Raw genomic sequence first — 22,996 nt, 5'->3', positions numbered from 1 at the left:
CCCCCCCCCGCTGCTGGCCGACGCCGTCTATGCGCTGCTGCGCGAGAAGCCCTTGCTCGAATGGCTGCTCAGGAAGCTGCCGGCTCCCAAGGCCGCGCCTGCGGCACCCCAGAAACCGCCCCGGCCCGCCAAGGGTGCCAAGCCCGCGCCGGCGCCTTCGGCCAAGGCGCGCGCGCTGGCGCTGCTGGCCTTGCGGCAGCAGACCGAATTCCTGGCCCAGGCCGCGACCCCCGAGGAGCTGGCCTGGCTCGAGTCCTGCCGCGCGCTGGAAGCGAACCCGCCAGCCGACCAGCCCGCGGCCTGCCGCCATGGCCTGCCCGACTGGCTGGCCGCCGCACTGCAGGCCGAGCTCGGCGCGGACTTCGATGCGCTGGCCGCTGCGCTCAAGGAGGGCGCGCCGCTGGACCTGCGCGTCAATCCGCTGAAGGCCAAGCGCGCCGCCGTGCAGCAGCAGTTGGCTGACGCCGGCATCGCATCGACCCCCACGCCTTACTCGCCCTGGGGGCTGCGCCTGGCCGGCAAGGCGGCGCTGCAGAAGCTGCCCTGCTACCAGGACGGCAGCATCGAGGTGCAGGACGAGGGCTCGCAGCTGCTCGCGCTGCTGCTCGATGCCAAGCGCAACGAGCTGGTGGTCGATTTCTGTGCCGGTGCCGGCGGCAAGACGCTGGCGCTGGGCGCCGCGATGCGCAACACTGGCCGGCTCTATGCCTTCGACAACTCGGCGCACCGGCTCGAGGCGCTGCAGCCGCGCCTGCAGCGCAGCGGCCTGAGCAACGTCCACCCGATGGCGATCGCGCACGAGCGCGATGCGCGACTGGACCGCCTGGTCGGCAAGGCCGACCGGGTGCTGGTCGATGCGCCCTGTTCGGGCCTGGGCACGCTGCGGCGCAGCCCCGACCTCAAATGGCGGCAGAGCGAGGCCGGCATCGCCGAGCTGGCCGAACTGCAGGCGCGCATCCTCGACAGCGCGGCCCGTCTGGTCAAGCCGGGCGGTCGCCTGGTCTATGCGACCTGCAGCCTGCTGCCACAGGAAAACGAGGCGGTCGCGGCGGCCTTCTCGGCCGCGCAGCGCGATTTCGTCGCCCTGCCGGCCGGGGAACTCCTGGCGCGCGCCGGAGTCGAATCTGCAGAGGTCTTGGTGCGCGGTGACTACCTGCGCCTGTGGCCCCATCTCCATGCCAGCGATGGCTTCTTCGCCGCCGCCTGGCAGCGCAAGTTCTGATCCCCCCGAAAGCGATCGATGTCCCTCCTTGATTCCGGCCTTCCCGCGCTGCTGGACTTCCTGTCCCATGGCCTGAGCGGTTTCAGCGCCTGGCAGGTGCTGCTCACCACCCTGGTGCTGACCCATGTCACCATCGTCAGCGTCACGCTCTACCTGCACCGCTGCCAAGCGCATCGCGCGCTCGAGCTGCATCCGGCGGTCGCGCATGGCTTCCGCTTCTGGCTCTGGCTGACCACCGGCATGGTGACCAGGCAATGGGCCGCGATCCACCGCAAGCACCATGCCCGCTGCGAGCAGGACGGCGACCCGCACAGCCCGCAAGTGTTCGGCATCCGCAAGGTGTTCTGGCAGGGCGCCGAGCTCTACCGCGCCGAGGCCCGCAATGCCGAGACCCTGCAGCGCTACGGGCATGGCACGCCCGACGACTGGATCGAGCGCCATCTCTACAGCCGCCATCCGGTCCTGGGCGTGGCGCTGATGCTGCTGATCGACATCGCGCTGTTCGGTGCCCTGGGCCTGACGGTCTGGGCGGTGCAGATGGTCTGGATCCCGTTCTGGGCCGCCGGCGTCATCAATGGCATCGGCCACTGGTGGGGCTATCGCAACTTCGAGGCCAGCGACGCCAGCACCAATGTCTTCCCCTGGGGCATCATCGTCGGCGGCGAGGAGTTGCACAACAACCACCATACCTACGCGACCTCGGCCAAGTTCTCGGTCAAGCGCTACGAGTTCGACATCGGCTGGATGTATATCTGCATCCTGGCCCGCTTCGGCCTGGCCAGGGCCAAGAAGACCCCGCCCAGGCTCGCCTTTGGCGCGCCCAAGCCGGTCGCCGACGAGGGCACGCTGGAGGCCGTGATCGCCAACCGCTACGAGGTCATGGCCCGCTACGCGCGCCAGATGCGGCTGGCCGCCGAGGCCGAGCTGGCCGCGCTCAGGGCGGGGCGCGGCGATGCGTCCCTGGTCCGGGCCGCGCGCCGTTGGCTGCACCGCGACGACGACAAGGTGCCGGCCCGGGTCCGGCCCCAGCTCGAGCAGCTGCGCGCCCAGTCCCCGACCCTGGCCAAGATGCACGCGATGCGCGAGGAGCTGCGCCAGCTCTGGGCCAGCCGCTCGCATTCGCGCGAGCAACTGGCCCAGGAACTGCAGGCCTGGTGCCGCCGCGCCGAGGACAGCGGCATTGCCGCGCTGCGCGACTTCTCGGTCCGGCTGCGCGCGGTGCGCGCCTGATCCCTGGCTGGGTGGCGGCGAATTGTTAAAATTACCGATCGTCTGTCGGCAAGCCGCCGGTCTCGCATCGTTCATGCTGGAAACCCCAATGAAGAAAACCGTTTCGATCCTGCTGGCCTCCCTGGCTGCAGCCACCCTCTTCACCGCCTGTGGCAAGAAGCCCGAGGCCCCCGCAGCGGCCGCGCCGGCAGCGGCCCAGGCGATCGTGATCGGCCTGGACGACAACTTCCCGCCGATGGGCTTCCGCGACGACAAGGGCGAGCTGGTCGGCTTCGACATCGACCTGGCACGCGAGGCCGGCAAGCGCATCGGCGTCGAGGTCCAGTTCAAGCCGATCGACTGGAGCGCCAAGGAAGCCGAGCTCAGCGGCAAGCGCGTCGACGTGCTCTGGAACGGCCTGACCATCACCGAGGAGCGCAAGGCCAACATCCTGTTCACCACGCCCTACCTCGAGAACCACCAGATCATCGTCGTGACCGACAAGTCGCCGATCACGAGCAAGGCCCAGCTGGCCGGCAAGGTGGTCGGCGTGCAGGACGGCAGCAGCGCTGTCGACGCGATCCAGAAGGATGGCGACACTGCCAAGGCGATCAAGGAAATCAAGAAGTTCGGCGACAACGTCACCGCGCTGATGGACCTGTCGGCCGGCCGTCTCGACGCGCTGGTGGTCGACGAGGTCGTGGGCCGCTACTACACGGGCAAGAAGCCGGGCGAGTACCGCGTGCTGGAAGACAACTTCGGCACCGAGGACTATGGCGTCGGCACCCGCAAGGACGACACCGAGCTGATGGCCAAGCTGCAGAAGGCCATGGACGAGATGAAGGCCGACGGCACGGCCGCGACCATCTCGACCCAGTGGTTCGGCAAGGACATCGTCAAGAAGTAAGGCGGCGGGCCCGCACCGGGCCCAAGCCGACCGATCCGGCCTCAGGCTGACCCAGCAGGGTCTGTCGAGGCCGGATTTTCATTTCGAGGTCTGGTACTGTCATGTCCTACTTGCTCGACATCCTTTCGCCCCTGCTGCAGGGCTCGCTGGTCACCCTGCAGGTCTTCTCGCTGACCCTGCTGCTGGCGGTGCCGCTCGGCCTGGGGCTGGCGCTGTTGCGGCTGTCGCGCCGCGCCTGGCTGGGCCGGCTGGTCAGCGGCTATGTCTGGCTGATGCGCGGCACGCCGCTGATGCTGCAGATGCTGTTCATCTACTTCGCGCTGCCCTTCGTCCCGGTGATCGGCATCCGGCTGCCGGACTTCCCGGCCGCGATCCTGGCCTTCACGCTCAACTACGCGGCCTATTTCGCCGAGATCTTCCGCGCCGGCATCCAGTCGGTGGACCGCGGCCAGTACGAGGCCTCCAAGGTGCTGGGCCTGAACTATGTCCAGACCATGCGCCGCATCGTGCTGCCGCAGATGGTCAAGCGCATCCTGCCGCCGATGAGCAACGAGACCATCACCCTGGTCAAGGACACCTCGCTGATCTATGTGCTGGCGATGAACGACCTGCTGCGCGCCGCGCGCGGCATCGTGCAGCGCGATTTCACCACTTCACCGTTCGTGGTCGCCGCTGCCTTCTACCTGTTGATGACGCTGGTGCTGACCTGGGCCTTCCAGCGCATGGAAAAGAAAGTCGCCGTCTATGACTGAGCATCCGATGATCCGTGCCATCGACCTGCACAAGCGTTTCGGCGAGCTGGCCGTGCTGCGCGGGGTGTCGCTGGAAGTCGCCCGGGGCGAGGTGGTGGCCGTGATCGGTCCCTCGGGCTCGGGCAAGAGCACCTTGCTGCGCTGTCTGATCCACCTCGAGACCATCGAGCGCGGCGCGATCGAGATCGAGGGCCGTCCGCTGGTCTCGACCGATGCGCATGGCCATTGCCATTACCTGCCCGAGGCCGAGATCCGCCAGCTCTGCGGTCGCATGGGCATGGTGTTCCAGCATTTCAACCTGTTCCCGCACCTGACCGTGCTGCAGAACCTGATCGAGGCGCCGGTCACGGTCAAGGGGCTCAGTCGTGACGCGGTGCTGCCGCTGGCCGAGGAGCTGCTGCGCAAGGTCGGCCTGTTCGACAAGCGCGACAACTATCCCTCGCGCTTGTCGGGCGGGCAGAAGCAGCGGGTCGCGATCGCGCGCGCGCTCGCGATGCAGCCCGACATCCTGCTGTTCGACGAGCCGACCTCGGCGCTCGACCCCGAGCTGACCGGCGAGGTGCTGCGCACCATGCGCGCGCTGGCCGAGGAGCACATGACCATGGTGGTGGTGACGCACGAGATGGGCTTTGCGCGCGAGGTCGCCAGCCGCGTGGTCTTCATGGACGGCGGCCAGGTGGTCGAGGCCGGCACGCCGCAGCAGCTGTTCGGTGCTCCGCAGCAGCCGCGCACCCGCGCCTTCCTGACCCAGTTGCTCTGAGCCGGCTGCATGGCCGGGGCGGCCTTGCTTCCCCGGCCGCCTGTCCGGACGAAAAAAAACCGCTGGTTTTCCAGCGGTTTTTTTCAAATCAGCGGCTGAGAATTACTTCAGCTTGATTTCCTTGTACTCGACATGCTTGCGAGCCTTGGGGTCGAACTTCTTGATCAGCAGCTTTTCAGGAGTGGTCTTCTTGTTCTTGTCCGTGGTGTAGAAGTGACCGGTGCCGGCAGTGGATTCCAGCTTGATCTTTTCGCGTCCGCCTTTGGTTGCCATGGTTCAGCTCCTTCAGTGATTAGGCTTGGCCACGTGCGCGCAGGTCGGCGAGCACAGCATCGATACCGTTCTTGTCGATCAGGCGCAGGGCAGCGCCGGAGACGCGCAGGCGAACCCAGCGGTTCTCGCTCTCGACCCAGAAACGACGGGATTGCAGGTTCGGCAGGAACCGGCGCTTGGTTTTGTTGTTGGCGTGGGAAACGTTGTTCCCGACCATGGGCTTCTTGCCCGTGACTTCGCAGACGCGTGCCATGATGGACACTCCAGTGAAAAAATTAACGGCTGACGCCGCACCTCGCCCGTGTCCTGTGTTGTGCCGCCTGCCACTTCATCTGGTGTTGTGTGGACGGCTCCGGCTCGCGGGCGGTGAATTTTTGCCGGATTGAGGCTCTGGTCGCCCAGGCGCAAGATCCAGCAAACCGAACATTATACCCGCTGCCTTGGCGCGCTGGAACAACGGCAATTGCCGGCCCCGCTCGCGCTCCGCTAACATGGCGGCTTACCCGCTTCGCGTCTGCTCCATGATCGTTCGTCCCAGGCAGCATTGGCTGCGTCTCATCTTCGTCTGGCATGGTTCGGTGCTGCACCAGATCCTGTTCCGGCTGCTGCTGAACTTTGCCATGGCCGTGGTGGCGGTGCTGGGCATGTCGCAGTTCCAGGCCTGGGGCCTGCACCTGTCGACCGCGCCGTTCAGCCTGATCGGCATCGCGCTGGCGATCTTCCTGGGCTTTCGCAACAGCGTCAGCTATGACCGCTTCTGGGAGGCGCGCAAGCTCTGGGGCATGCTGCTGGTGACGGCGCGCTCGCTGCTGCGCCAGGCCCAGACCCTGACCGGGCGCCGGCCGGATGATCCGGCCGTGCGCGAGTTCGCGGCGCTGCTGATCGCCTTTGCCTACCAGCTCAAGCACCAGCTGCGCCAGACCGCGGCCCGGCCCGACCTGGAGCGGCTGCTGCCACCGGCCCTGGCCCAGCGCCTGGGCCAGGCCAGCTACCCCTGCGTGCTGCTGCTGCGCGAGATGGGCCTGTGGCTGCAGGCGCAGCATGCCTCGGGCCGGCTGTCGGATATCCGCTGGCAGGCGATGGATGCCAACCTCAACGAGCTGACCGCCTACCACGGCGGCTGCGAGCGGCTGTCCAGCACTCCGATTCCCTATGCCTACAGCGTGCTGCTGCACCGCACGGTCTATGTCTACTGCACGTTGCTGCCGTTCAGCCTGCTCGATTCGGCCGGGGTGCTGACCCCGCTGATCTCGGTTTTCATCTCCTACGCCTTCATGGCGCTGGATGCGATCGCCAGCGAGCTCGAGGAGCCTTTCGGCACCGAGCCCAACGACCTGGCGCTCGACGCGATCTGCATCACGATCGAGCGCAGCCTGCTCGAGCTCGATGATGTCGACCAGCTGCCCCAGCCGCACCAGCCGACCGAGGACCATGTGCTGACCTGAGGCCGGCCGGACTGCCCGGCCGGACTTGGCCGGGTTCAGCCGGCGTGCTGCTCCAGGAAGCGCTGCGCGTCGAGCGCGGCCATGCAGCCGGTGCCGGCGCTGGTGATGGCCTGGCGGTAGATATGGTCCTGCACGTCGCCGGCGGCGAACACGCCCGGCACGCTGGTCTGGGTCGCGAAGCCGTCCTGCCCGCCCTGGGTGCGCAGGTAGCCGTCCTTCATCTCGAGCTGGCCCTCGAAGATGGCGGTGTTGGGGCTGTGGCCGATCGCGATGAAGCAGCCCATCAGCGCCAGCTCCTCGGTCGCGCCACTCTGGACGTTCTTGATGCGCACGCCGGTCACGCCCGAGGCGTCGCCCAGCACCTCGTCGAGCACGCTGTGCAGCTTGAGCTCGATGTTGCCGTTGCTGACCTTGTCCATCAGCTTGTCGATCATGATGGCTTCAGCCTTGAAGGTATCGCGCCGGTGCACCAGCGTGACCTTGCGCGCGATGTTGGACAGGTAGAGCGCTTCCTCGACCGCGGTGTTGCCGCCGCCGACGACGCAGACATCCTGGCCGCGGTAGAAGAAGCCGTCGCAGGTGGCGCAGGCGCTGACGCCGCGGCCCATGAAGGCTTCCTCGGACGGCAGGCCCAGGTAGCGTGCCGAGGCGCCGGTCGCCAGGATCAGCGCGTCGCAGCTGTACTGGCCCGAGTCGCCGGTCAGCACGAAGGGGCGCTTGGACAGGTCGACGGCGTTGATGTGGTCGAACACCATCTCGGTGTTGAAGCGCTCGGCATGCTGCAGGAAGCGCTGCATCAGCTCGGGGCCCTGCACGCCCATGACGTCGGCCGGCCAGTTGTCGACTTCGGTGGTGGTCATGAGCTGGCCGCCCTGGGCCATGCCGGTGATCAGCAGCGGGTTGAGGTTGGCGCGTGCAGCGTAGATGGCGGCGGTGTAGCCGGCAGGGCCGGAGCCGAGGATCAGGACTTTGGCGTGTTTCATCTGGGTGTTCTCTAATAGGAGGGGCTATTGTAGAAAAGCGGCCATGTCCTTGCCCAGCTCTCGTGATCGCTCGGTTAAGCTTGCGCACCTCGATTTATGACATATTCCCTCAATACCCTTAACGCCGACAGTGAAGGACGGGCCCCGGGCGGCCTGGTCCGCATCGTGCAGGACTTCGGCCTGCTGCTGGCGGCGGCCGGACTGCTGTTCTGGCTGATCGCGATGCTGAGTCACGACCTGGCCGACCCGGCCTGGTCGACCTCGGGCTCGGTCGAGCTGACCCACAACTGGGGCGGGCGCTTTGGCGCCTGGCTGGCCGACCTCAACTTCACCCTGTTCGGCCTGTCGGCCTGGTGGCTGCTGCTGGCGGCGCTGCGTGCCTGGCTGGCCGCGCTGGCGGTCTCGCTGCGCGGCGCGGCCCCGCCGCCCCGGCCGGAGGCCAGCTGGCCGCTGCGGATCTGGCGCCAGCTCGGGCCCTGGACCGGTTTCCTGCTGCTGATGAGCGCGAGCTGCGCGCTCGAATGGGCCTGGCTCTATCGCTTCGACCCGGCGCTGCCGGCGGGGGCCGGCGGCGTGCTCGGCGCCCAGCTCGGGGCCTGGAGCCTGCGCTGGTTCGGCGCGACCGGCTCGGTGCTGCTCGGGCTGCCGCTGTGGCTGGCGGCTTCGTCCCAGGTGTTCCGCTTCTCCTGGGCCACGCTGGCCGAGGGCCTGGGCGAATGGCTGGAGGGCGGCTTCCTGCGCGCGCGCCAGCGGCTCGCGGCCGGCGCCGACCAGCGCATCGGCCAGCAGGCGACGCGCCAGCGCGAGCGCGAGGAGGCGGCCTACCAGGCGCAAGCCCCGCGCGCGCCGCGCGTCAGGACCGAGCCCGAACCCGCGCCCTGGGACGAGCCGGCCGAGCCCGCGCCCGAGGCGGCGCCGGTGCCCAAGCCCGGCAAGCTCGCCAGGCAGGCGCAGCTGGTGCCGCGCCTGCCGACCCAGGAGCAGGACCGTGAGCCGGCCGCTGCCCGGCTCGAGCCGGAGGCGTCGCCGGCCGGCTCCGAGCCCCGGCCTGCCGAGCCGCCGAAGTCCGCCAGCCGCCCCGCCCAGGAGCGCCAGCCCGCCAAGCCGGCACAGGAGGCGCAGCATCTGCAGGCCATCCCGTCGCACAAGCCAGCCGATTCCAGCCTGCCCCAGGTCGATCTGCTCGACCCGGCGCAGCGCCAGGCCTCGACCGTCTCGCCCGAGACGCTCGAGATGACCAGCCGCCTGATCGAGAAGAAGCTCAAGGACTTCGGCGTCGAGGTCAACGTGGTCGCGGCCCAGCCCGGCCCGGTCATCACGCGCTACGAGATCGAGCCGGCGACCGGGGTCAAGGGCTCGCAGGTGGTCAACCTGGCCAAGGACCTGGCGCGCTCGCTGTCGCTGGTGTCGATCCGCGTCATCGAGACCATTCCGGGCAAGAACCTGATGGCGCTCGAGCTGCCCAACGCCAAGCGCCAGACCATCAAGCTCAGCGAGATCCTGGGCTCCTCGGTCTACCAGGACGCCAGGAGCCTGCTGACGATGGGACTCGGCAAGGACATCGCGGGCCAGTCGGTGGTGGCCGACCTGGCCAAGATGCCGCATTGCCTGGTCGCCGGCACCACCGGTTCGGGCAAGTCGGTCGGCATCAACGCGATGATCCTGTCGCTGCTCTACAAGGCCGATGCCAAGGACGTGCGGCTGATGCTGATCGACCCCAAGATGCTCGAGCTCAGTGTCTACGAGGGCATACCGCACCTGCTGTGTCCGGTCGTGACCGACATGAAGCAAGCCGCCAACGGCCTGAACTGGTGCGTGGCCGAGATGGAAAAGCGCTACCGCCTGATGAGCAAGGTGGGGGTACGCAACCTGGCCGGCTACAACGCCAAGATCGACGAGGCCAAGGCGCGCGACGAGTCGATCCCGAACCCGTTCAGCCTGACGCCCGAGGCGCCCGAGCCGCTCGAGCGGCTGCCGCACATCGTGGTCGTGATCGACGAGCTGGCCGACCTGATGATGGTGGTCGGCAAGAAGATCGAGGAGCTGATCGCGCGCCTGGCGCAGAAGGCGCGCGCGGCCGGCATCCACCTGATCCTGGCGACCCAGCGCCCGAGCGTGGACGTGATCACCGGCCTGATCAAGGCCAACATCCCGACCCGCATCAGCTTCCAGGTCAGCAGCAAGATCGACAGCCGCACCATCCTGGACCAGATGGGCGCCGAGGCGCTGCTGGGCATGGGCGACATGCTCTACATGCCGAGTGGCACCGGCTATCCGACCCGGGTCCACGGCGCCTTCGTCAGCGACGACGAGGTGCACCGGGTGGTGAGCTACCTCAAGGAGCAGGGCGGCGAGCCCGACTACATCGACGGCATCCTCGAGGGTGGCAGCTCGGAAGGCGAGGGCGGCGACTTCGCGGCCGATGGCGAGGGCGGTGGCGACGGCGAGAAGGACCCGCTCTACGACCAGGCGGTCGCGGTGGTGCTGCAGGACCGCAAGGCCAGCATCAGCTATGTGCAGCGCAAGCTCAAGATCGGCTACAACCGCTCGGCGCGCCTGCTCGAGGACATGGAGAAGGCCGGCCTGGTCAGCGCGCTGACCACCAGCGGCCAGCGCGACATCCTGGTCGCGGCGCGCGGCGGCGACTGATCCTGACCTTTCCCCTGACCTGTGTCATGGGGGGCGGGCCGCTGGCTGGCCGGTGTTACCCAGTTTTACATTCATGTCGCGGCCCGGCCGGAACCAGCTGGTATCGTTGCGCTCACAGATCCTATGCCCATGCCCAAATTCCTGTCGCGCTTCGCCCGTCCCCAGGTTTTCCTGGCTCCGCTGGCCTTGCTGGCCACCGCCCTGGCCTGGACCCTGCCGGCCCATGCCGACGGCCTGTCCGACCTCGAGTCCTTCCTGCGCCAGGCCCGCCAGGGCCGCGCCAGCTTCACCCAGGTCGTGACCCCGCCGCGGCGCGAGGGCGAGGCGGCTCCACGCAGCAAGACCAGCAGCGGCAGCTTCGAGTTCCTGCGGCCCAGCCGCTTCCGTTTCCACTACCTCAAGCCCTTCGAGCAGCAGATCGTCGCCGACGGGCAGACCCTGTGGCTCTTCGATGCCGACCTGAACCAGGTCACCGCGCGCAAGCAGCAGGAGGTGCTCGGCAACACGCCGGCAGCGCTGATCGCGACCGCGTCCGACCTCAAGGCCCTGTCCGGCCTGTTCACCCTGGCCAATGCGCCCGACGCCGACGGCCAGCAATGGGTGCTGGCAACGCCGAAGTCGCGCGACGGCCAATTGCAGTCGGTCCGGCTCGGCTTCAGGCAGGGCCAGCTCGCGACGCTCGAGATGCTGGATGGCTTCGGCCAGCGCTCGGTGATGCAGTTCGGTCCGCTCGACACCCAGGCCGGCCTCAAGCCCGGCCATTTCGCCTTCCAGCCGCCGCCCGGTGCCGACTTGTTGCGCCAGTGAGCCAGGGCCGGTGAGCCGCCGCAGCAGCAGTCGCCGCCGCTGGCTGTGACGGCGCCATGACCCACCGACCCGCGGGCGCAACGGCCTTGCGCTAAGCTGGCCGGATGAAGCGAAAGTTCTCTCCCTCTGTCTGGGCGCTGGCCTGGCGCTCGCTCTGGCGCGACTGGCGCGCCGGCGAACTGACCCTGCTGCTGCTGGCCGTCACGCTCGCGGTAGCTGCGCTGACTGCGGTCGGCTTCTTTGCCGACCGGCTGCAGGGCGGCTTCAAGCGCGATGCCGGCGCGCTGCTCGGCGGCGACCTGGTGGTGCGCAGCGACCAGCCGCTGCCGGCCGATTTCCTGCAGCAGGCGCAGCAGCTCGGGCTGCAGAGCACGGCCCATCTGAGCTTTCCGACCATGGCGCGCGCGCCCGACGAGCTGGGCGGCGCGGCCCGCCTGGTCGCGCTCAAGGCGGTCACGACCGGCTATCCGCTGCGCGGCGAGCTGCTGCTGGCCGAGCAGGCCGGCGCGCCTGGGCGCCCGGTGCAGGTCCAGCCCGAGCCGGGGGCGGTCTGGGTCGAGCCGGGACTGCTGGAGAGCCTGGGCCTGCAGGTCGGCCAGCCGCTGCTGCTCGGCGAGCATGGCCTGCGCATCGCGGCCATCCTGCTGCAGGAGCCCGATCGCGGCGCCGGCTTCATGAGCTTTTCGCCGCGCGTGCTGATGAACCAGGCCGACCTGGCAGCGACCGGCCTGGTCCAGCCGGCCAGCCGGATCAGCTACCGGCTCGCGCTCGTGGGCGAGGCCGCGGCGCTGCGCGACTATCGCGCCTGGGTCGAGGCCCGGCTGGCGCGCGACGGCCTGCGCGGCATCGGCCTCGAGTCGCTCGAGAGCGGCCGGCCCGAGATGCAGCAGACGCTGGAGCGGGCCGAGAAATTCCTCAACCTGGTCGCCCTGCTGGCGGCGCTGCTGAGCGCGGTCGCGGTCGCAATGTCGGCCCGGCTCTATGCCTTGCGCCGCCTCGACGACTGTGCGCTGCTGCGCGTGCTCGGCCTGTCCCAGGGCCTGATGGCGCGCTCCTACGCGCTGGCCTTCGGCCTGGCCGGGCTGCTGGCCGGCCTGCTCGGCATCCTGCTCGGCTATCTGGCGCATCACGGCTTCGTCTGGCTGCTGGCCGAGCTGGTCCAGACCAGCCTGCCGGCGCCGAGTGCCTGGCCGGCCCTGTTCGGCCTCGGCGTCGGCCTGACGCTGATGCTGGCCTTCGGCCTGCCGCCGGTGCTGCAGCTGTCCCAGGTGCCGCCGCTGCGTGTGATCCGGCGCGAGCTCGGGGCGCCGAAGCCGGCCTCGCTCGCGGTGTTGGGCCTCGGGGCGCTGGGCTTTGCCGGCCTGCTGCTGCTGGCCAGCCGCGACCTCAAGCTGGGACTGATCGCGGTCGGCGGCTTCGCGCTGGCGCTGCTGCTGTTCGCGGCGCTGGCCTGGCTGGCGGTGCGGCTGCTGCGCCGCCTGCCGAGGCGGATCGGAACGCCGTCCTGGCTGTCGCTGGCGCTGCAGCAGTGGACCGCGCGGCCGGGCTATGCGGTGGTGCAGGTCAGCGCGCTGTCGGTCGGACTGCTGGCGCTGGTGCTGCTGGTGCTGCTGCGCACCGACCTGATCGCGAGCTGGCGCGCGGCCACGCCGGCCGATGCGCCCGACCGCTTCGTCATCAACATCCAGCCAGGCCAGGCCGATGCCTTCCAGCGCGAGCTGCGCCAGCAGGGCGTGGCGCGCTACGACTGGTATCCGATGATTCGCGCCCGCCTGGTCACGATCAATGGCCGGCCGGTCAGCGCCAGGGACTACAGCGACGAGCGTGCCAGCCGGCTGGTCGAGCGCGAGTTCAACCTCTCGCACAGCACCGAGCGGCCGGCGCACAACCCGCTGCTGGCGGGGCGCTGGCAGCCGGACGAGGCCGACGGCATCAGCCTCGAGAGCGGCCTGGCCGAGACCCTGGGGCTCAAGCTCGGTGACCGGCTGGGCTTCGACATCGCCGGCCTGCCGCGCGAATCGGTCATCACCAGCCTGCGCCAGGTCGACTGGAGCTCGATGCGGGTCAACTTCTTCGCGATCTATCCCGTAGCCGAAGTACCCGGCGCGCCGCTGAGCTATATCAGCGCCTTCCGCGCGCCCGAGCGGGCCGGCTTCGATTCGGCGCTGCTGCGCGCCTTCCCCAACATCACGCTGATCGACCTGAGCCGCACGCTGGCGCAGCTGCAGCAGGTGCTGAACCAGGTGATCCGCGCCGTCGAGGCGCTGTTCGGCTTCACGCTGCTGGCCGGGCTGGTGGTGCTGTTCGCGGCGATCGCTGCCACGCGCGGCGAGCGCGAGCGCGAGTTCGCCATCCTGCGCGCACTCGGCGCCCGCTCCAGCCTGCTGCGCCGCGTCCAGCGCGCCGAGCTGCTCGGCGCCGGCTTGCTCGCGGGCACGCTGGCGTCCCTGGTGGCGCTGGTCGTGAGCTGGGTGCTGGCGCGCCAGGTGTTCAACCTGGCCTGGCAGCCGACGCCCTGGGTGCCGCTAGGCGGCGCGCTGGCCGGCGGCCTGCTGGCGCTGGCCGCCGGCTGGTGGGGCCTGCGCGGCGTGCTGCGTACCCCGGTGGCGCAGACGCTGCGCCGTGCCAGCGACTGACGGCCCGCTGCAGCAGGCGCCGGCCCGGGGTATAAACGCCGCCATGCAGACCCATGACAACAGCAGCGGGCAGGTCCAGCCGCCCGCGACCCCCTTCGACTGGATCGGCGGCGAAAGCGCCGTCCATGCCCTGGTCGAGCGCTTCTACGACCTGATGGAGCTCGATCCGGCCTACCGCGAGCTGCGCGCCAGCCATGGCGCGAGCCTGGACGAGGCACGCCAGAAGCTGGCCTGGTTCCTGACCGGCTGGCTGGGCGGACCGCAGCATTACATCGAGCGCTTCGGCCACCCGCGGCTCAAGATGCGGCACATGCCGTTCAAGATCGGCATCGTCGAGCGCGACCAGTGGCTGGCCTGCATGGACCAGGCCATGGCCGAGACCGGCGTGCCCGAGGCGCTGCGCCAGCGGCTGCAGCAGAGCTTCTTCCAGACCGCCGACTGGATGCGCAACCAGCCCGGCGCCTGAATCCGTCCTCTGCGCGGCAGCGGCCCGCGCGGACGGTGCTCACTGCGCCGGCTGGATCTCGGTCACCAGGTAGCGGCCGCCTTCGTTGCTGGCGGCAAACCTGATCCGGTCGCCGACCTTGAGCCCGGCCAGCATGGCCTTGTCCTTGGCCGTGAACACCATGGTCATCGGCGGCATGTCCAGGTTGCGGATCTCGCCATGGCGGATCGTGAGCTTGCCGGTTTCCGGGTCCAGGCGGCGGATCTCGCCCTCGCTCAAGGCCGTGGCCGGCCTGGCTTCGACCGCGCCGGGGGGCTGGTTGTTCGCCTGCGCAAAGCCCGACATCGGCCAGATCAGGCCAAGCGCGAGCGCGGAAATGGTCAGGAATTTATGCTGGTGGTTCATGGGGATCTCGGTGTGATTGGTGGGGCCGGAGCTTCAGGCGTGGCGCTGGAAGACCCGGGTGCTGCCGTCCTTGAGCACCAGCAACACCTCGTAGCGGTCGCGCCGACCGCCATAGGCCGGGCCGTCCATGCCGGGCGAGCCGATCGGCATGCCCGGCACCGCCAGGCCCAGCGCCTGCGGTTTTTCCTTCAGCAGGCGCTGGATGTCCTGCGCCGGCACATGGCCCTCGATCACATAGCCCTGCACCAGCGCCGTGTGGCAGGAGCCGAGCTGTTGCGGCATGCCGAGCCGGGCCCGGACCGCGTTGTTGCCGGTCTCATTGACCCTGGCCTTGAAGCCGTTCTGCTCCATGTGGCTGATCCAGTCCTTGCAGCAGCCGCAGTTGGGGTCCTTCCAGACCTCGATGCCCGTGGCGGCCGGCACGACCTGGGCCTGGACCAGGCCGACTGATGCCAGCCCGAGAGCGGCTGCGCCAGTCATGAGCAGACGACGCTGACGGTTGATGCCTTCCATGGCCTTGCTCCTTGCCGAATGATTACTTGCCGACGCTGACCTGGCCCTTCATGCCGGCCTCGTAATGGCCGACATGCAGGCAGGCGAAGTCGACCTTGCCGCTCTTGGTGAACTGCCAGATCACCTCGCCCTGCTGGCCCGGCTCGAGCGAGACCTTGTTCGGCTCGTCATGCACCATGTCCGGGAACTTCTTCATCTGCTCGTAATGCTCCTCGAGCTCCTGCTTCGTGCCCAGGCTGAATTCGTGCCGGATCTGGCCGGCATTGCGGACCACGAAGCGCACCGTCTCGCCGCGCCTGACCTGGATGTTGGCCGGCGTGAAGCGCATGTCGTCGCTCATGACGACCTCGATGCTGCGCTTGACCCGGGCGGCGTCGCCGGGCTTGCCGTAGGGCGTGTCCATGCTGGCGTGATGGTCCGAATGGCCGTGGCCGCCGGCATGGGCGCCAGCCGCCCAGCTGCCGCTGGCGCCCAAGGCCAACAGGGCCGCCAGGCCGAGGGCGGGAAGGGAGCGGAATTGGATCGAAGTCATGTCGTTCTGTATCAAAGGAAGAAAGGGCGAAGGGGGTCAGTGTCCGGCAGGCGGGCCCGGCTTGCGCGCCTTGGGCAGTGTGGCGCCAGGCTGCGCTGCAGGGGCTGACGGCGGCCGGCTTGCCTCGGCCAGCGGGCCGGTGTATTCGCGCGCCACGGTGCCGGCCGGATGCTTGAACCAGCCCGGGTCCTTGTAGTCACCCGGCTTCTGGTCGGCGCGCACCTTGAGCACGCTGAACATGCCGCCCATCTCGAGCGGGCCGTAGGGGCCGGTGCCGGTCATCATCGGCGCGGTGTTGTCGGGCAGCGGCATCTCCATCTCGCCCATGTCGGCCATGCCGCGCTCGCCCATCACCATGTAGTCGGGCACCAGCTGCTGGATCTTGCCGACCAGGCCGCGGTGATCGACGCCGACCATGGTCGGCACCGCATGGCCCATCGCGCCCATGGTGTGGTGGCTCTTGTGGCAGTGGAAGGCCCAGTCGCCCGGCTCGTCGGCAATGAACTCGACCTGGCGCATCTGGCCGACCGCGACATCGGTCGTGACCTCGGGCCAGCGGCTGGACGGCGGGGTCGGGCCGCCGTCGGTGCCGGTGACGGTGAACTCGTGCCCGTGCAGGTGGATCGGGTGGTTCGTCATGGTCAGGTTGCCGACCCGGATCCGCACCTTGTCACCTAACCGGACGTTCAGGCTGTCGATGGCCGGGAAGACCCGGCTGTTCCAGCACCAGATGTTGAAGTCGGTCATGGTGTTGACCTTGGGCGTGCGGCTGCCGGGCTCGACGTCGAAGGCATTGAGCAGGAAGCAGAAGTCGCGGTCGACCTCGCTGATCTGCGGATGCCTGGTCTTGGGGTGCGTGACCCAGAAGCCCATCATGCCCATCGCCATCTGGACCATCTCGTCGGCGTGCGGGTGGTACATGAAGGTGCCGGGACGGCGCGCCTCGAACTCGTAGACATAGGTCTTGCCGACCGGGATCTGCGGCTGGGTCAGGCCGCCGACGCCGTCCATCCCGCTGGGCAGGCGCTGGCCATGCCAGTGGATGGTGGTGTGCTCGGGCAGCTTGTTGGTGACGAAGATGCGCACCCGGTCGCCCTCGACCACCTCGATCGTCGGACCCGGGCTCTGGCCGTTGTAGCCCCACATATTGACCAGGAAGCCGGGCGCGACCTCGCGCACCACCGGCTCGGCCACCAGGTGAAATTCCTTGACCCCATCCTTCATGCGCCAGGGCAGGGTCCAGCCGTTGAGCGTGACGACCGGGTTGTAGGGCCGGCCGGTATTGGGAATCAGCGGCGCAGCGGTAGCGGCCGAGCTCTGGATCACCGGTTCGGGCAGTCCGGCCAGCGCGGAGCGCGACACGGCCAAGCCGGCGATGCCGGCGACACCGGCCAGCGAGCCGGCAAAGAATTGTCTTCTGGAATGGATAGTGTTCATGGAGGCTTCCTTCAATGGCCGGCCGACTGGGGCGCTTCGCCGCCGCCCGCGCCGAGCGCGAGCAGGCTGTCGGGCTTGGCGCCAAGCAGCACCGTTTGCAGGTCGATCTGGGCGATCTCGAAGTCGCGTCGGGCCGCCAGCGCACCGGTCTGGGCCTGCGCCCGGTTCTGCACCTCGGCCAGCAGGTCCCAGCTGCTTTTCAGCATGCCGTTGTAGTGCAGCACCGTTTCCTCGGTGATGAATTCGCGCAGCTTCAGCACCTCGTCACGGCTGCTGCGCGCGATTTCGTGGCTGGCCTGGTAGGCCTGGAAGGCGAGCGGGGCATCGGCCTGGTTGCGCAGCCGGTTGCCGCGCGGCAATTCGGACTGGGTGGCGGCCAGGCGGTGCTGGAATGCCGCTTCGCTCATGACATCGGCGGGCAGCTCGGGCAACTGATCCGGCAGGCCGACTGCGGCATGGATGCCGTTGAGCCCGAGCGCCTTGATCAGCCGGGCCTGGGCCTGGGCTGCCGCATACTGGGCCCGGCGCAGGTTCAGCTGGGCCTGGGTGCGTGCCAGCTGCACCGGGCTCAGCTGCAGCCGGCTCCAGTTGCCGACACTGACCATGCGCTGGCCGAGCTCGTGCGCTGCATCGGCGGCGGCCAGCGCCTGGCGCAGCGGCGCCAGGGCCTGCTGGCTCAGCACGGCTTCGGTCCAGGCCTTGCGCGCCTGGATGGCGACTTCCAGCAATCCATCGAAGTCGTCGATGCGCCAGTTCAGGCTCGGGTCGAGTTCGAGCCAGCGCCCGGCGGCCAGCTGCTCGACCTGGGCCGCGCCCAGGCGCGCCAGCGGTCTGGCCAGCTCCCGGTGCGCGAGCCAGGCCTGGCGCACCGCCTTCTCGGCGGTTGCCAGTGCCAGCTCGGGCGCAGCTGGCGCCACCGGGGCGACGGCCGGCGCCTGCTGTTGCTCCCACTTGAGCAGGTCGGCATGCCCACGCGGGAACTGGCCGACCGCCGCGTTGGCGTCGCGCCAGGCCGATGCGGGGCTGGCGGTCTGCGCCGTGGCCCAGGCCGGAATGATGAGCAGTCCCGCCGCCAGGCAGAGCCGGGAGAGCTTGAACAGAGAGAGGGGGATCACGGACGCCGCTCCAGGAAAGATTGATCGATAAGGCTGGATTCTGCGGTGGCGCTGCCGTCAATCGGCTGTCGGGAAGATTACAAATCTGTCATCTGGCCACAGCCCGGCCTGCCAGCGGCGAGAATCCCGGCCAGGAGAGCCAGCGTGAAGATACTGATCGTCGAAGACGAGCCCAAGACGGGCGACTACCTGAGGCAGGGACTGCGCGAGGCCGGTTTCGGCGTCGAGCTGGCCAGCGATGGCCTGGCCGGGCTGCAGCTGGCGCAGCAGCAGGACTTCGACCTGCTTATCCTCGATGTCATGCTGCCGGGACTCAACGGCTGGCAGCTGCTGCAGCGCCTGCGCGAACAGGGCCACCCGGTGCCGGTGCTGTTCCTGAGCGCGCGCGACCAGGTCGAGGACCGGGTCAAGGGGCTCGAGCTCGGCGCCGACGACTACCTGGTCAAGCCCTTCTCGTTTGCCGAGCTGCTGGCCCGGGTCCGAACCATCCTGCGGCGCGGGCGCTCGGGCGTGGAGGCGACTTCCCTGCAGGTGGCCGACCTCGAGCTCGACCTGCTGCGCCGGCGCGTCAGCCGGGCCGGCAAGCGCATCGACCTGACGGCCAAGGAGTTCGCGCTGCTCGAGCTGCTGCTGCGCCGCCACGGCGAGGTGCTGCCGCGCTCGCTGATCGCGTCCCAGGTCTGGGACATGAACTTCGACTCCGACACCAATGTGATCGAGGTCGCGATGCGGCGCCTGCGCGCCAAGGTCGACGACGGCTTCGAGCCGCGGCTGATCCATACCGTGCGCGGCATGGGCTATGTGCTCGAAGTCCCGGAGCCGGCGCCGTGATCGAGCGCCTGTCGCTGACCACCCGGCTGACCCTGCTCTACGGCCTGGTGTCGGCCCTGCTGCTGCTCGGCATGGCGGGGCTCGCCGCCGTCGCGGTGGACCGGCATTTCGAGGCCCTCGATCGCGATACCCTGCAAGACAAGGTCGAGCTGATCCAGGACAGCATCGCCCGCTCGGACTCGGCGTCCGACCTGAGGCGCCAGCTCGAGCTGGCGCTGCAGAACCACCCGGGCCTGTTCGTGCGCATCGACGATGCGGCCGGCAGCGTGCTGTATGCCAGCGATGGCTTCAGCTTTCCGGCCGAGGAGGGCGCGGCGCAGGGCAGCGACGCCTTGCCGGTGCTCTCGACCTGGCGCCAGGGCGGACGGGAATTCCGGGCCCTGTCCGCCTCGGCCCCACGCCATCAGGGACAGTCGCAGGAGCTGCGCATCCGGGTCGCCCTCGACACCGTCCATCATGCGCATTTCATCGCCGCGCTGCAGGCGGCGCTCTGGCTCTACGCGGGTCTGGCGGCCGGTCTGAGCGGCATGCTGGGCTGGTGGGCGGCGCGCGCCGGGCTGGCGCCGCTGCGCGCCATGAAGGCCAGGGCGCAGGCGGTGACCGCGTACAAGCTCGACCAGCGCATGCCGGCGCAAGCCGTGCCAGTGGAAATGGCCGATCTGGCCCATTCGCTCAACGAGATGCTCGAGCGGCTGCAGCGCGACTTCCAGCGCCTGTCCGAGTTCTCCTCCGACCTGGCGCATGAGCTGCGCACGCCGATCAGCAATCTGCTGACCCAGACCCAGGTCGCGCTGGCCCAGCCGCGCGACGCCGCCGCCTACCGCGAGATCCTGGCCTCGAACGCCGAGGAGTTCCAGCGCCTGGCGCGCATGGTGTCGGACATGCTGCTGCTGGCCAAGGCCGAGCATGGGCTGCTGCTGCCGCACACCGAGGCGATAGCCCTGGCCGACGAGGTCAGGGCCCTGTTCGATTTCTACGAGGCGCTGGCGGAGGAAAAGCAGATCAGGCTGCGTTGCTCCGGTGCCGCCGTCCTGAGCGGCGACCGGCTGATGCTGCGCCGCGCGATTAGCAACCTGCTCTCGAATGCGCTGCGCCACACGCCGCCCCGCGGCCGGGTCGAGGTGCTCATCGACAGCCTGCCGGAGGCGGTCAGCCTGCGGGTCGAGAACAGCGGCAGCACCATTGCCCCGGAACTGCTGCCGCGCCTGTTCGACCGCTTCTTCCGCGCCGACAAGTCGCGCGCCCATTCCGATACCGATGGCGCCGGCCTGGGCCTGGCGATCACCCAGGCCATCGTCCAGGCCCATGGCGGGCAGGCCTCGGTCACCTCGACCGAAGGCCAGACCTGCTTCACGCTGCGCTTTCCCCGCCCCTGACCCGGTCCGCTGCGGCTGGACCGGGCCGATCCGGGCGGCAGAACTCGCCGATCGCTCGCTGGACCTCGGGCTGCCTGAGCAGGCCCCGGTGTCCGCTGTGCGCGAGCGCGAACTCGCTGAGTTCGCCCGGCCAGCCGCGAAACAGGCGGCGCGAGTCCGCGGCCGGCACGGTCTGGTCGCGCTCGCCCAGCACCAGCAGGACCGGGCAGGCAATGCGCCGGACATGCTCGACCGAGCGGAACTTGTCTTTCAGCATCCATTCGCGTGCCAACGGCAGCGCGGCGCGCACCGGTTCGATCAGCCGGCCGTAGGGCGAGACCAGCACCAGCCGGCGCACTTGACGCTCGGCGCAGACCTGGACCGCGATGCCCGAACCCAGGCTGCGCCCGGCGACCGCGATCCTGCTCGTTTCCAGCCCCAGGGTGGACGCGAACCAGTCGAGCATGGCCAGGCCGTCGGCGACCAGCCGCGCCTCGCCGGGCTTGCCCAGCGCGGGCCCCATCTTGTCGTAGTGGAAGCAGAGCAGGTGCTGGCCGGGCAGCTGCTCCAGGCAGCGGAAGATCGAGGTCGGATGCTCGTGCCGGCCGTTGAAGTAGAGCAGGCCGCTGCGCCGCTTGGGCGCGGCTATCGGACTGGCCAGGTAGGCGCGCAGCAGCCGCCCCTCGACCGGGATCGCGAGCGCCTCGATCCGGTGCGAGCGGGAAGTCAGCACTGCATTCCTCTTCGGCGCCGGAAACAGCAGGTTGCGCTGGAAAGCCAGCGACAGCGCCAGCAGGGCGATGACAAGCAGCAGGAGCAGGGGGAGCAGCAAGGCGATTCTTCAGCCTGGGCAGGCCATCCCGCCCGATGTCAGGCGAGCAGTCTAGCCGGTCGCGGTGGCAGCCTGATGACGGACAGATCCTGAGCAACGGCCCTTGCCGCTGCGGCCCACGCCCCGCCACAATGCGCAATCAGCCTCGGACCGGCGCCTGGCGCCGTGCCGGTCGTCGGGTCTGGAGCCGGCCCCTTCTCACTCCAAACCGCCATGTCCCTGTCTGCCGAGATTTTCTCCTGGTGGCTGCTGCTCTGCGGCGTCAGCCTGGTCAATGTCATGGCCCTGCTGTGGTCGGCCCGGCTGCTGCGCCAGCGCCAGGCCCTGCTGCCGGCACCGGTCTATGCCGCGCGCCGCTGGCAGCTGATCCTGTCGGTGGCCTATGTGCTGGGCTGCGCCTACCGCTCGGCGCTGCCGGTGTTCGACGTGCCGCGCTTTTGCCTGTTCGACTCCTGGTTCTCGAGCGTGATCGTCGGGCGCTCGGTCGCCACCCTGGCCGAGCTCTGCTTCGTCGCCCAGTGGGCGCTGCTGCTGCGCGAGATTGCCCATGTGACCGGCAGCCGGATCGGCCAGTCCGTGTCGCGGTTGGTGATTCCGCTGATCGCGCTGGCCGAATGTTTCTCCTGGTATTCGGTGCTGACCACTTCCAACCTCGGCCATGTGGTCGAGGAGACGCTCTGGGGCCTGACGGCGGCGCTGCTGGTCGCGACGCTGGTGACGATCTGGCCGCGCTTTCCGGCCGCGCTGCGCCCGATCCTGGCCGGCACCTGTCTGGCCGGCCTGGCCTATGTGGCCTTCATGTTCCTGGTCGACGTGCCGATGTACTGGCAGCGCTGGCTCGCCGACGAGGCCAGCGGCCGGCGCTACCTGAGTCTGGGCCTGGGCTTCTACGACGCCGCCGGCCGCTGGGTGGTCTCGCATCGCTGGCAGGACTGGCAAAGCGAGATGACCTGGATGACGCTCTATTTCAGCCTTGGCGTCTGGTTCAGCCTGGCGCTGGTCCATGCGCCGGTGCTGCATCCGGTCAGGAATGGGGATGGGGCGAGGGCCGCAGCAGCACGACCAGGGCGCCGGCCCCGCCTTCGGCCGGGCGCGCCTGCACGAAGGCCATGACCTCGTTCTTCTGCACCAGCCAGCTGTGTACCCGGCTCTTGAGCACCGGGGTCTTGCCCGGCGAGCCCAGCCCCTTGCCATGCACGACGCGCACGCAGCGCAGGCCGCGCTTGTGCGCCTCGCGGATGAAGTGAGCCAGGGTCTCGCGCGCCTCGTCGGTGCGCAGACCATGCAGGTCGACCTGGGCCTGCAGGCTCCATTCGCCCTGGCGCAGCTTGCGCGCGACCTCGGGGCCCACGCCCGGACGGCGAAAGCTCAGGTGCTCGTCGGTGTGCAGCAGGGTCTCGGCGTCGAACAGGTCGCTGAGCGCCTCGCGCATCACCGCCTGCTCGTCGAGCTCGCGCTGCTGCGGTCGCGGCAGCGGCGGATGCGGCCGGGCCAGGTGGCGGCCATGGTGCGGCAGGCGCTGCACCATGCCGACCGTGCGCTCGAACAGCAGTCGGTCCTTGTGCAGGCGTTCCTCGGCCTCGCGCCGCGCCGCTTCGGCCGCGGCCCGCTCGGCAGCCAGGCGCGCCGCCTGCTCGGCCAGCGCCTGACGCAGGGTCTTGAGTTCGGACAGCGAGCGCACTTTCATGGGCCGGATTGTCTCGCACCGTCGCCCGCCCTGCCGGACTAGGGCCTGTTAACGCAAGTTGACAAGGCAGTGGACTTGGCTCGAAACTGTTGCGATGCAACTGACTCGCGAGCAATTCGAACAGATCGCTCCACTGCTGCCACGCCAGCGGGGCAACGTGCGGCTGGACAACTTCGAGGTGGTCAACGCCATCCTGTACGT

Annotated in this window: 23 protein-coding genes; 13 read left to right on the top strand and 10 right to left on the bottom strand. The window is 69.2% G+C overall.

The features are described 5' to 3' along the window. Window positions 1–10: 10 nt before the first annotated feature. From C6P64_RS14685 to C6P64_RS14665, 5 genes are all read left to right on the top strand, one after another. The gene (locus C6P64_RS14685; RefSeq protein WP_245911748.1) at window positions 11–1,222 is read left to right on the top strand and encodes an RsmB/NOP family class I SAM-dependent RNA methyltransferase; all 1,212 of its coding nucleotides are present in this window, start codon (window positions 11–13) and stop codon (window positions 1,220–1,222) included. Between the two features lie 18 nt (window positions 1,223–1,240). After that, complete coding sequence (locus C6P64_RS14680; RefSeq protein WP_105749301.1) at window positions 1,241–2,452, top strand: DesA family fatty acid desaturase; 1,212 nt, start codon at window positions 1,241–1,243, stop codon at window positions 2,450–2,452. An 88-nt stretch (window positions 2,453–2,540) separates the two neighbouring features. Next, entirely contained in the window at window positions 2,541–3,338 is a 798-nt protein-coding gene (locus C6P64_RS14675; RefSeq protein WP_105749300.1) for an amino acid ABC transporter substrate-binding protein, read from the top strand. Between the two features lie 101 nt (window positions 3,339–3,439). Next, window positions 3,440–4,090 carry an amino acid ABC transporter permease gene (locus C6P64_RS14670; protein ID WP_105749299.1) on the top strand — a complete coding sequence of 217 codons (651 nt, stop codon included), beginning with the start codon at window positions 3,440–3,442 and terminating at the stop codon, window positions 4,088–4,090. Between the two features lie 7 nt (window positions 4,091–4,097). Further along, window positions 4,098–4,850, top strand: coding sequence for an amino acid ABC transporter ATP-binding protein (locus C6P64_RS14665; protein ID WP_105749305.1), 753 nt, complete (start codon window positions 4,098–4,100; stop codon window positions 4,848–4,850). A 102-nt stretch (window positions 4,851–4,952) separates the two neighbouring features. Here the strand turns inward: C6P64_RS14665 and rpmG are convergent, their stop codons facing one another. Beyond that, on the bottom strand, window positions 4,953–5,123 hold the full coding sequence (gene rpmG, locus C6P64_RS14660) for a 50S ribosomal protein L33 (protein ID WP_105749298.1): 171 nt from the start codon (window positions 5,121–5,123) through the stop codon (window positions 4,953–4,955). Window positions 5,124–5,142: 19 nt separating this feature from the next. Beyond that, on the bottom strand, window positions 5,143–5,376 hold the full coding sequence (gene rpmB / locus C6P64_RS14655) for a 50S ribosomal protein L28 (RefSeq protein WP_101048611.1): 234 nt from the start codon (window positions 5,374–5,376) through the stop codon (window positions 5,143–5,145). A 268-nt stretch (window positions 5,377–5,644) separates the two neighbouring features. Between rpmB and C6P64_RS14650 the strand changes: the two genes are divergently transcribed. After that, window positions 5,645–6,568 carry a bestrophin family protein gene (locus C6P64_RS14650; protein ID WP_105749297.1) on the top strand — a complete coding sequence of 308 codons (924 nt, stop codon included), beginning with the start codon at window positions 5,645–5,647 and terminating at the stop codon, window positions 6,566–6,568. A 35-nt stretch (window positions 6,569–6,603) separates the two neighbouring features. On the opposite strand, the gene trxB is transcribed toward C6P64_RS14650, so the two are convergent. Continuing rightward, entirely contained in the window at window positions 6,604–7,551 is a 948-nt protein-coding gene (gene trxB / locus C6P64_RS14645; protein ID WP_105749296.1) for a thioredoxin-disulfide reductase, read from the bottom strand. Between the two features lie 96 nt (window positions 7,552–7,647). On the opposite strand from trxB, the gene C6P64_RS14640 reads away from it, so the two are divergent. From C6P64_RS14640 to C6P64_RS14625, 4 genes are all read left to right on the top strand, one after another. Then, the gene (locus C6P64_RS14640) at window positions 7,648–10,200 is read left to right on the top strand and encodes a DNA translocase FtsK (protein WP_105749295.1); all 2,553 of its coding nucleotides are present in this window, start codon (window positions 7,648–7,650) and stop codon (window positions 10,198–10,200) included. 129 nt (window positions 10,201–10,329) lie between these two features. After that, the gene (gene lolA, locus C6P64_RS14635; RefSeq protein ID WP_105749304.1) at window positions 10,330–11,007 is read left to right on the top strand and encodes an outer membrane lipoprotein periplasmic chaperone LolA; all 678 of its coding nucleotides are present in this window, start codon (window positions 10,330–10,332) and stop codon (window positions 11,005–11,007) included. 104 nt (window positions 11,008–11,111) lie between these two features. After that, complete coding sequence (locus C6P64_RS14630) at window positions 11,112–13,643, top strand: ABC transporter permease (RefSeq protein WP_105749294.1); 2,532 nt, start codon at window positions 11,112–11,114, stop codon at window positions 13,641–13,643. 43 nt (window positions 13,644–13,686) lie between these two features. Beyond that, on the top strand, window positions 13,687–14,109 hold the full coding sequence (locus tag C6P64_RS14625; protein WP_105749293.1) for a group II truncated hemoglobin: 423 nt from the start codon (window positions 13,687–13,689) through the stop codon (window positions 14,107–14,109). A gap of 39 nt (window positions 14,110–14,148) precedes the next feature. On the opposite strand, the gene C6P64_RS14620 is transcribed toward C6P64_RS14625, so the two are convergent. Genes C6P64_RS14620 through C6P64_RS14600 form a run of 5 tightly spaced genes read right to left on the bottom strand, consistent with a single transcriptional unit; the run spans window position 14,149 to window position 18,090 of the window. After that, window positions 14,149–14,493 (bottom strand): copper-binding protein, encoded by a 345-nt coding sequence (locus C6P64_RS14620; protein ID WP_105749292.1) that lies wholly within the window; start codon window positions 14,491–14,493, stop codon window positions 14,149–14,151. A 33-nt stretch (window positions 14,494–14,526) separates the two neighbouring features. Beyond that, entirely contained in the window at window positions 14,527–15,006 is a 480-nt protein-coding gene (locus C6P64_RS14615) for a DUF411 domain-containing protein (protein WP_105749291.1), read from the bottom strand. A 22-nt stretch (window positions 15,007–15,028) separates the two neighbouring features. Then, on the bottom strand, window positions 15,029–15,538 hold the full coding sequence (locus C6P64_RS14610; protein ID WP_105749290.1) for a cupredoxin domain-containing protein: 510 nt from the start codon (window positions 15,536–15,538) through the stop codon (window positions 15,029–15,031). 36 nt (window positions 15,539–15,574) lie between these two features. After that, window positions 15,575–16,975, bottom strand: a complete 1,401-nt coding sequence (locus C6P64_RS14605; RefSeq protein WP_211296859.1) for a multicopper oxidase family protein — start codon at window positions 16,973–16,975, stop codon at window positions 15,575–15,577. 11 nt (window positions 16,976–16,986) lie between these two features. Then, window positions 16,987–18,090, bottom strand: a complete 1,104-nt coding sequence (locus C6P64_RS14600) for a TolC family protein (RefSeq protein WP_105749289.1) — start codon at window positions 18,088–18,090, stop codon at window positions 16,987–16,989. A 144-nt stretch (window positions 18,091–18,234) separates the two neighbouring features. Between C6P64_RS14600 and C6P64_RS14595 the strand changes: the two genes are divergently transcribed. Together C6P64_RS14595 and C6P64_RS14590 are read left to right on the top strand one after the other, a co-directional pair. Next, the gene (locus C6P64_RS14595; RefSeq protein WP_105749288.1) at window positions 18,235–18,921 is read left to right on the top strand and encodes a heavy metal response regulator transcription factor; all 687 of its coding nucleotides are present in this window, start codon (window positions 18,235–18,237) and stop codon (window positions 18,919–18,921) included. Next, window positions 18,918–20,297, top strand: coding sequence for a heavy metal sensor histidine kinase (locus tag C6P64_RS14590; RefSeq protein WP_105749287.1), 1,380 nt, complete (start codon window positions 18,918–18,920; stop codon window positions 20,295–20,297). The genes C6P64_RS14595 and C6P64_RS14590 overlap by 4 nt, the downstream gene beginning before the upstream one ends. Here the strand turns inward: C6P64_RS14590 and C6P64_RS14585 are convergent. Then, complete coding sequence (locus C6P64_RS14585; RefSeq protein ID WP_105749286.1) at window positions 20,272–21,108, bottom strand: alpha/beta hydrolase; 837 nt, start codon at window positions 21,106–21,108, stop codon at window positions 20,272–20,274. The genes C6P64_RS14590 and C6P64_RS14585 overlap by 26 nt on opposite strands. A 213-nt stretch (window positions 21,109–21,321) precedes the next feature. Between C6P64_RS14585 and C6P64_RS14580 the strand changes: the two genes are divergently transcribed. Beyond that, a complete protein-coding gene (locus tag C6P64_RS14580; RefSeq protein ID WP_105749285.1) occupies window positions 21,322–22,221 on the top strand; it encodes a hypothetical protein in 900 nt (299 codons plus the stop codon). Here the strand turns inward: C6P64_RS14580 and C6P64_RS14575 are convergent. Next, window positions 22,133–22,795 carry a Smr/MutS family protein gene (locus tag C6P64_RS14575; RefSeq protein WP_105749284.1) on the bottom strand — a complete coding sequence of 221 codons (663 nt, stop codon included), beginning with the start codon at window positions 22,793–22,795 and terminating at the stop codon, window positions 22,133–22,135. The two genes, C6P64_RS14580 and C6P64_RS14575, sit on opposite strands and share 89 nt — an antisense overlap. Between the last annotated feature and the right edge of the window lie 201 nt (window positions 22,796–22,996).

The organism is Malikia granosa (genome assembly GCF_002980595.1).
In the GTDB taxonomy this organism is placed as follows: domain Bacteria; phylum Pseudomonadota; class Gammaproteobacteria; order Burkholderiales; family Burkholderiaceae_C; genus Malikia; species Malikia granosa.
The sequence above is the reverse complement of the archived record's forward strand: the minus strand, read 5'-3'. Positions and strand labels throughout refer to the sequence as shown.

Excerpts from the sequence above, each read along its gene's own strand:
- trxB (WP_105749296.1), bottom strand. The coding sequence starts at position 7,551 with ATGAAACACGCCAAAGTCCTGATCCTCGGCTCCGGCCCTGCCGGCTAC.
- C6P64_RS14625 (WP_105749293.1), top strand. The coding sequence starts at position 13,687 with ATGCAGACCCATGACAACAGCAGCGGGCAGGTCCAGCCGCCCGCGACC.
- C6P64_RS14650 (WP_105749297.1), top strand. The coding sequence starts at position 5,645 with ATGATCGTTCGTCCCAGGCAGCATTGGCTGCGTCTCATCTTCGTCTGG.
- C6P64_RS14630 (WP_105749294.1), top strand. The coding sequence starts at position 11,112 with ATGAAGCGAAAGTTCTCTCCCTCTGTCTGGGCGCTGGCCTGGCGCTCG.
- C6P64_RS14670 (WP_105749299.1), top strand. The coding sequence starts at position 3,440 with ATGTCCTACTTGCTCGACATCCTTTCGCCCCTGCTGCAGGGCTCGCTG.
- C6P64_RS14605 (WP_211296859.1), bottom strand. The coding sequence starts at position 16,975 with ATGAACACTATCCATTCCAGAAGACAATTCTTTGCCGGCTCGCTGGCC.
- lolA (WP_105749304.1), top strand. The coding sequence starts at position 10,330 with ATGCCCAAATTCCTGTCGCGCTTCGCCCGTCCCCAGGTTTTCCTGGCT.
- C6P64_RS14580 (WP_105749285.1), top strand. The coding sequence starts at position 21,322 with ATGTCCCTGTCTGCCGAGATTTTCTCCTGGTGGCTGCTGCTCTGCGGC.
- rpmG (WP_105749298.1), bottom strand. The coding sequence starts at position 5,123 with ATGGCAACCAAAGGCGGACGCGAAAAGATCAAGCTGGAATCCACTGCC.
- C6P64_RS14675 (WP_105749300.1), top strand. The coding sequence starts at position 2,541 with ATGAAGAAAACCGTTTCGATCCTGCTGGCCTCCCTGGCTGCAGCCACC.
- C6P64_RS14680 (WP_105749301.1), top strand. The coding sequence starts at position 1,241 with ATGTCCCTCCTTGATTCCGGCCTTCCCGCGCTGCTGGACTTCCTGTCC.
- C6P64_RS14575 (WP_105749284.1), bottom strand. The coding sequence starts at position 22,795 with ATGAAAGTGCGCTCGCTGTCCGAACTCAAGACCCTGCGTCAGGCGCTG.
- C6P64_RS14615 (WP_105749291.1), bottom strand. The coding sequence starts at position 15,006 with ATGGAAGGCATCAACCGTCAGCGTCGTCTGCTCATGACTGGCGCAGCC.
- C6P64_RS14640 (WP_105749295.1), top strand. The coding sequence starts at position 7,648 with ATGACATATTCCCTCAATACCCTTAACGCCGACAGTGAAGGACGGGCC.
- rpmB (WP_101048611.1), bottom strand. The coding sequence starts at position 5,376 with ATGGCACGCGTCTGCGAAGTCACGGGCAAGAAGCCCATGGTCGGGAAC.
- C6P64_RS14620 (WP_105749292.1), bottom strand. The coding sequence starts at position 14,493 with ATGAACCACCAGCATAAATTCCTGACCATTTCCGCGCTCGCGCTTGGC.
- C6P64_RS14610 (WP_105749290.1), bottom strand. The coding sequence starts at position 15,538 with ATGACTTCGATCCAATTCCGCTCCCTTCCCGCCCTCGGCCTGGCGGCC.
- C6P64_RS14665 (WP_105749305.1), top strand. The coding sequence starts at position 4,098 with ATGATCCGTGCCATCGACCTGCACAAGCGTTTCGGCGAGCTGGCCGTG.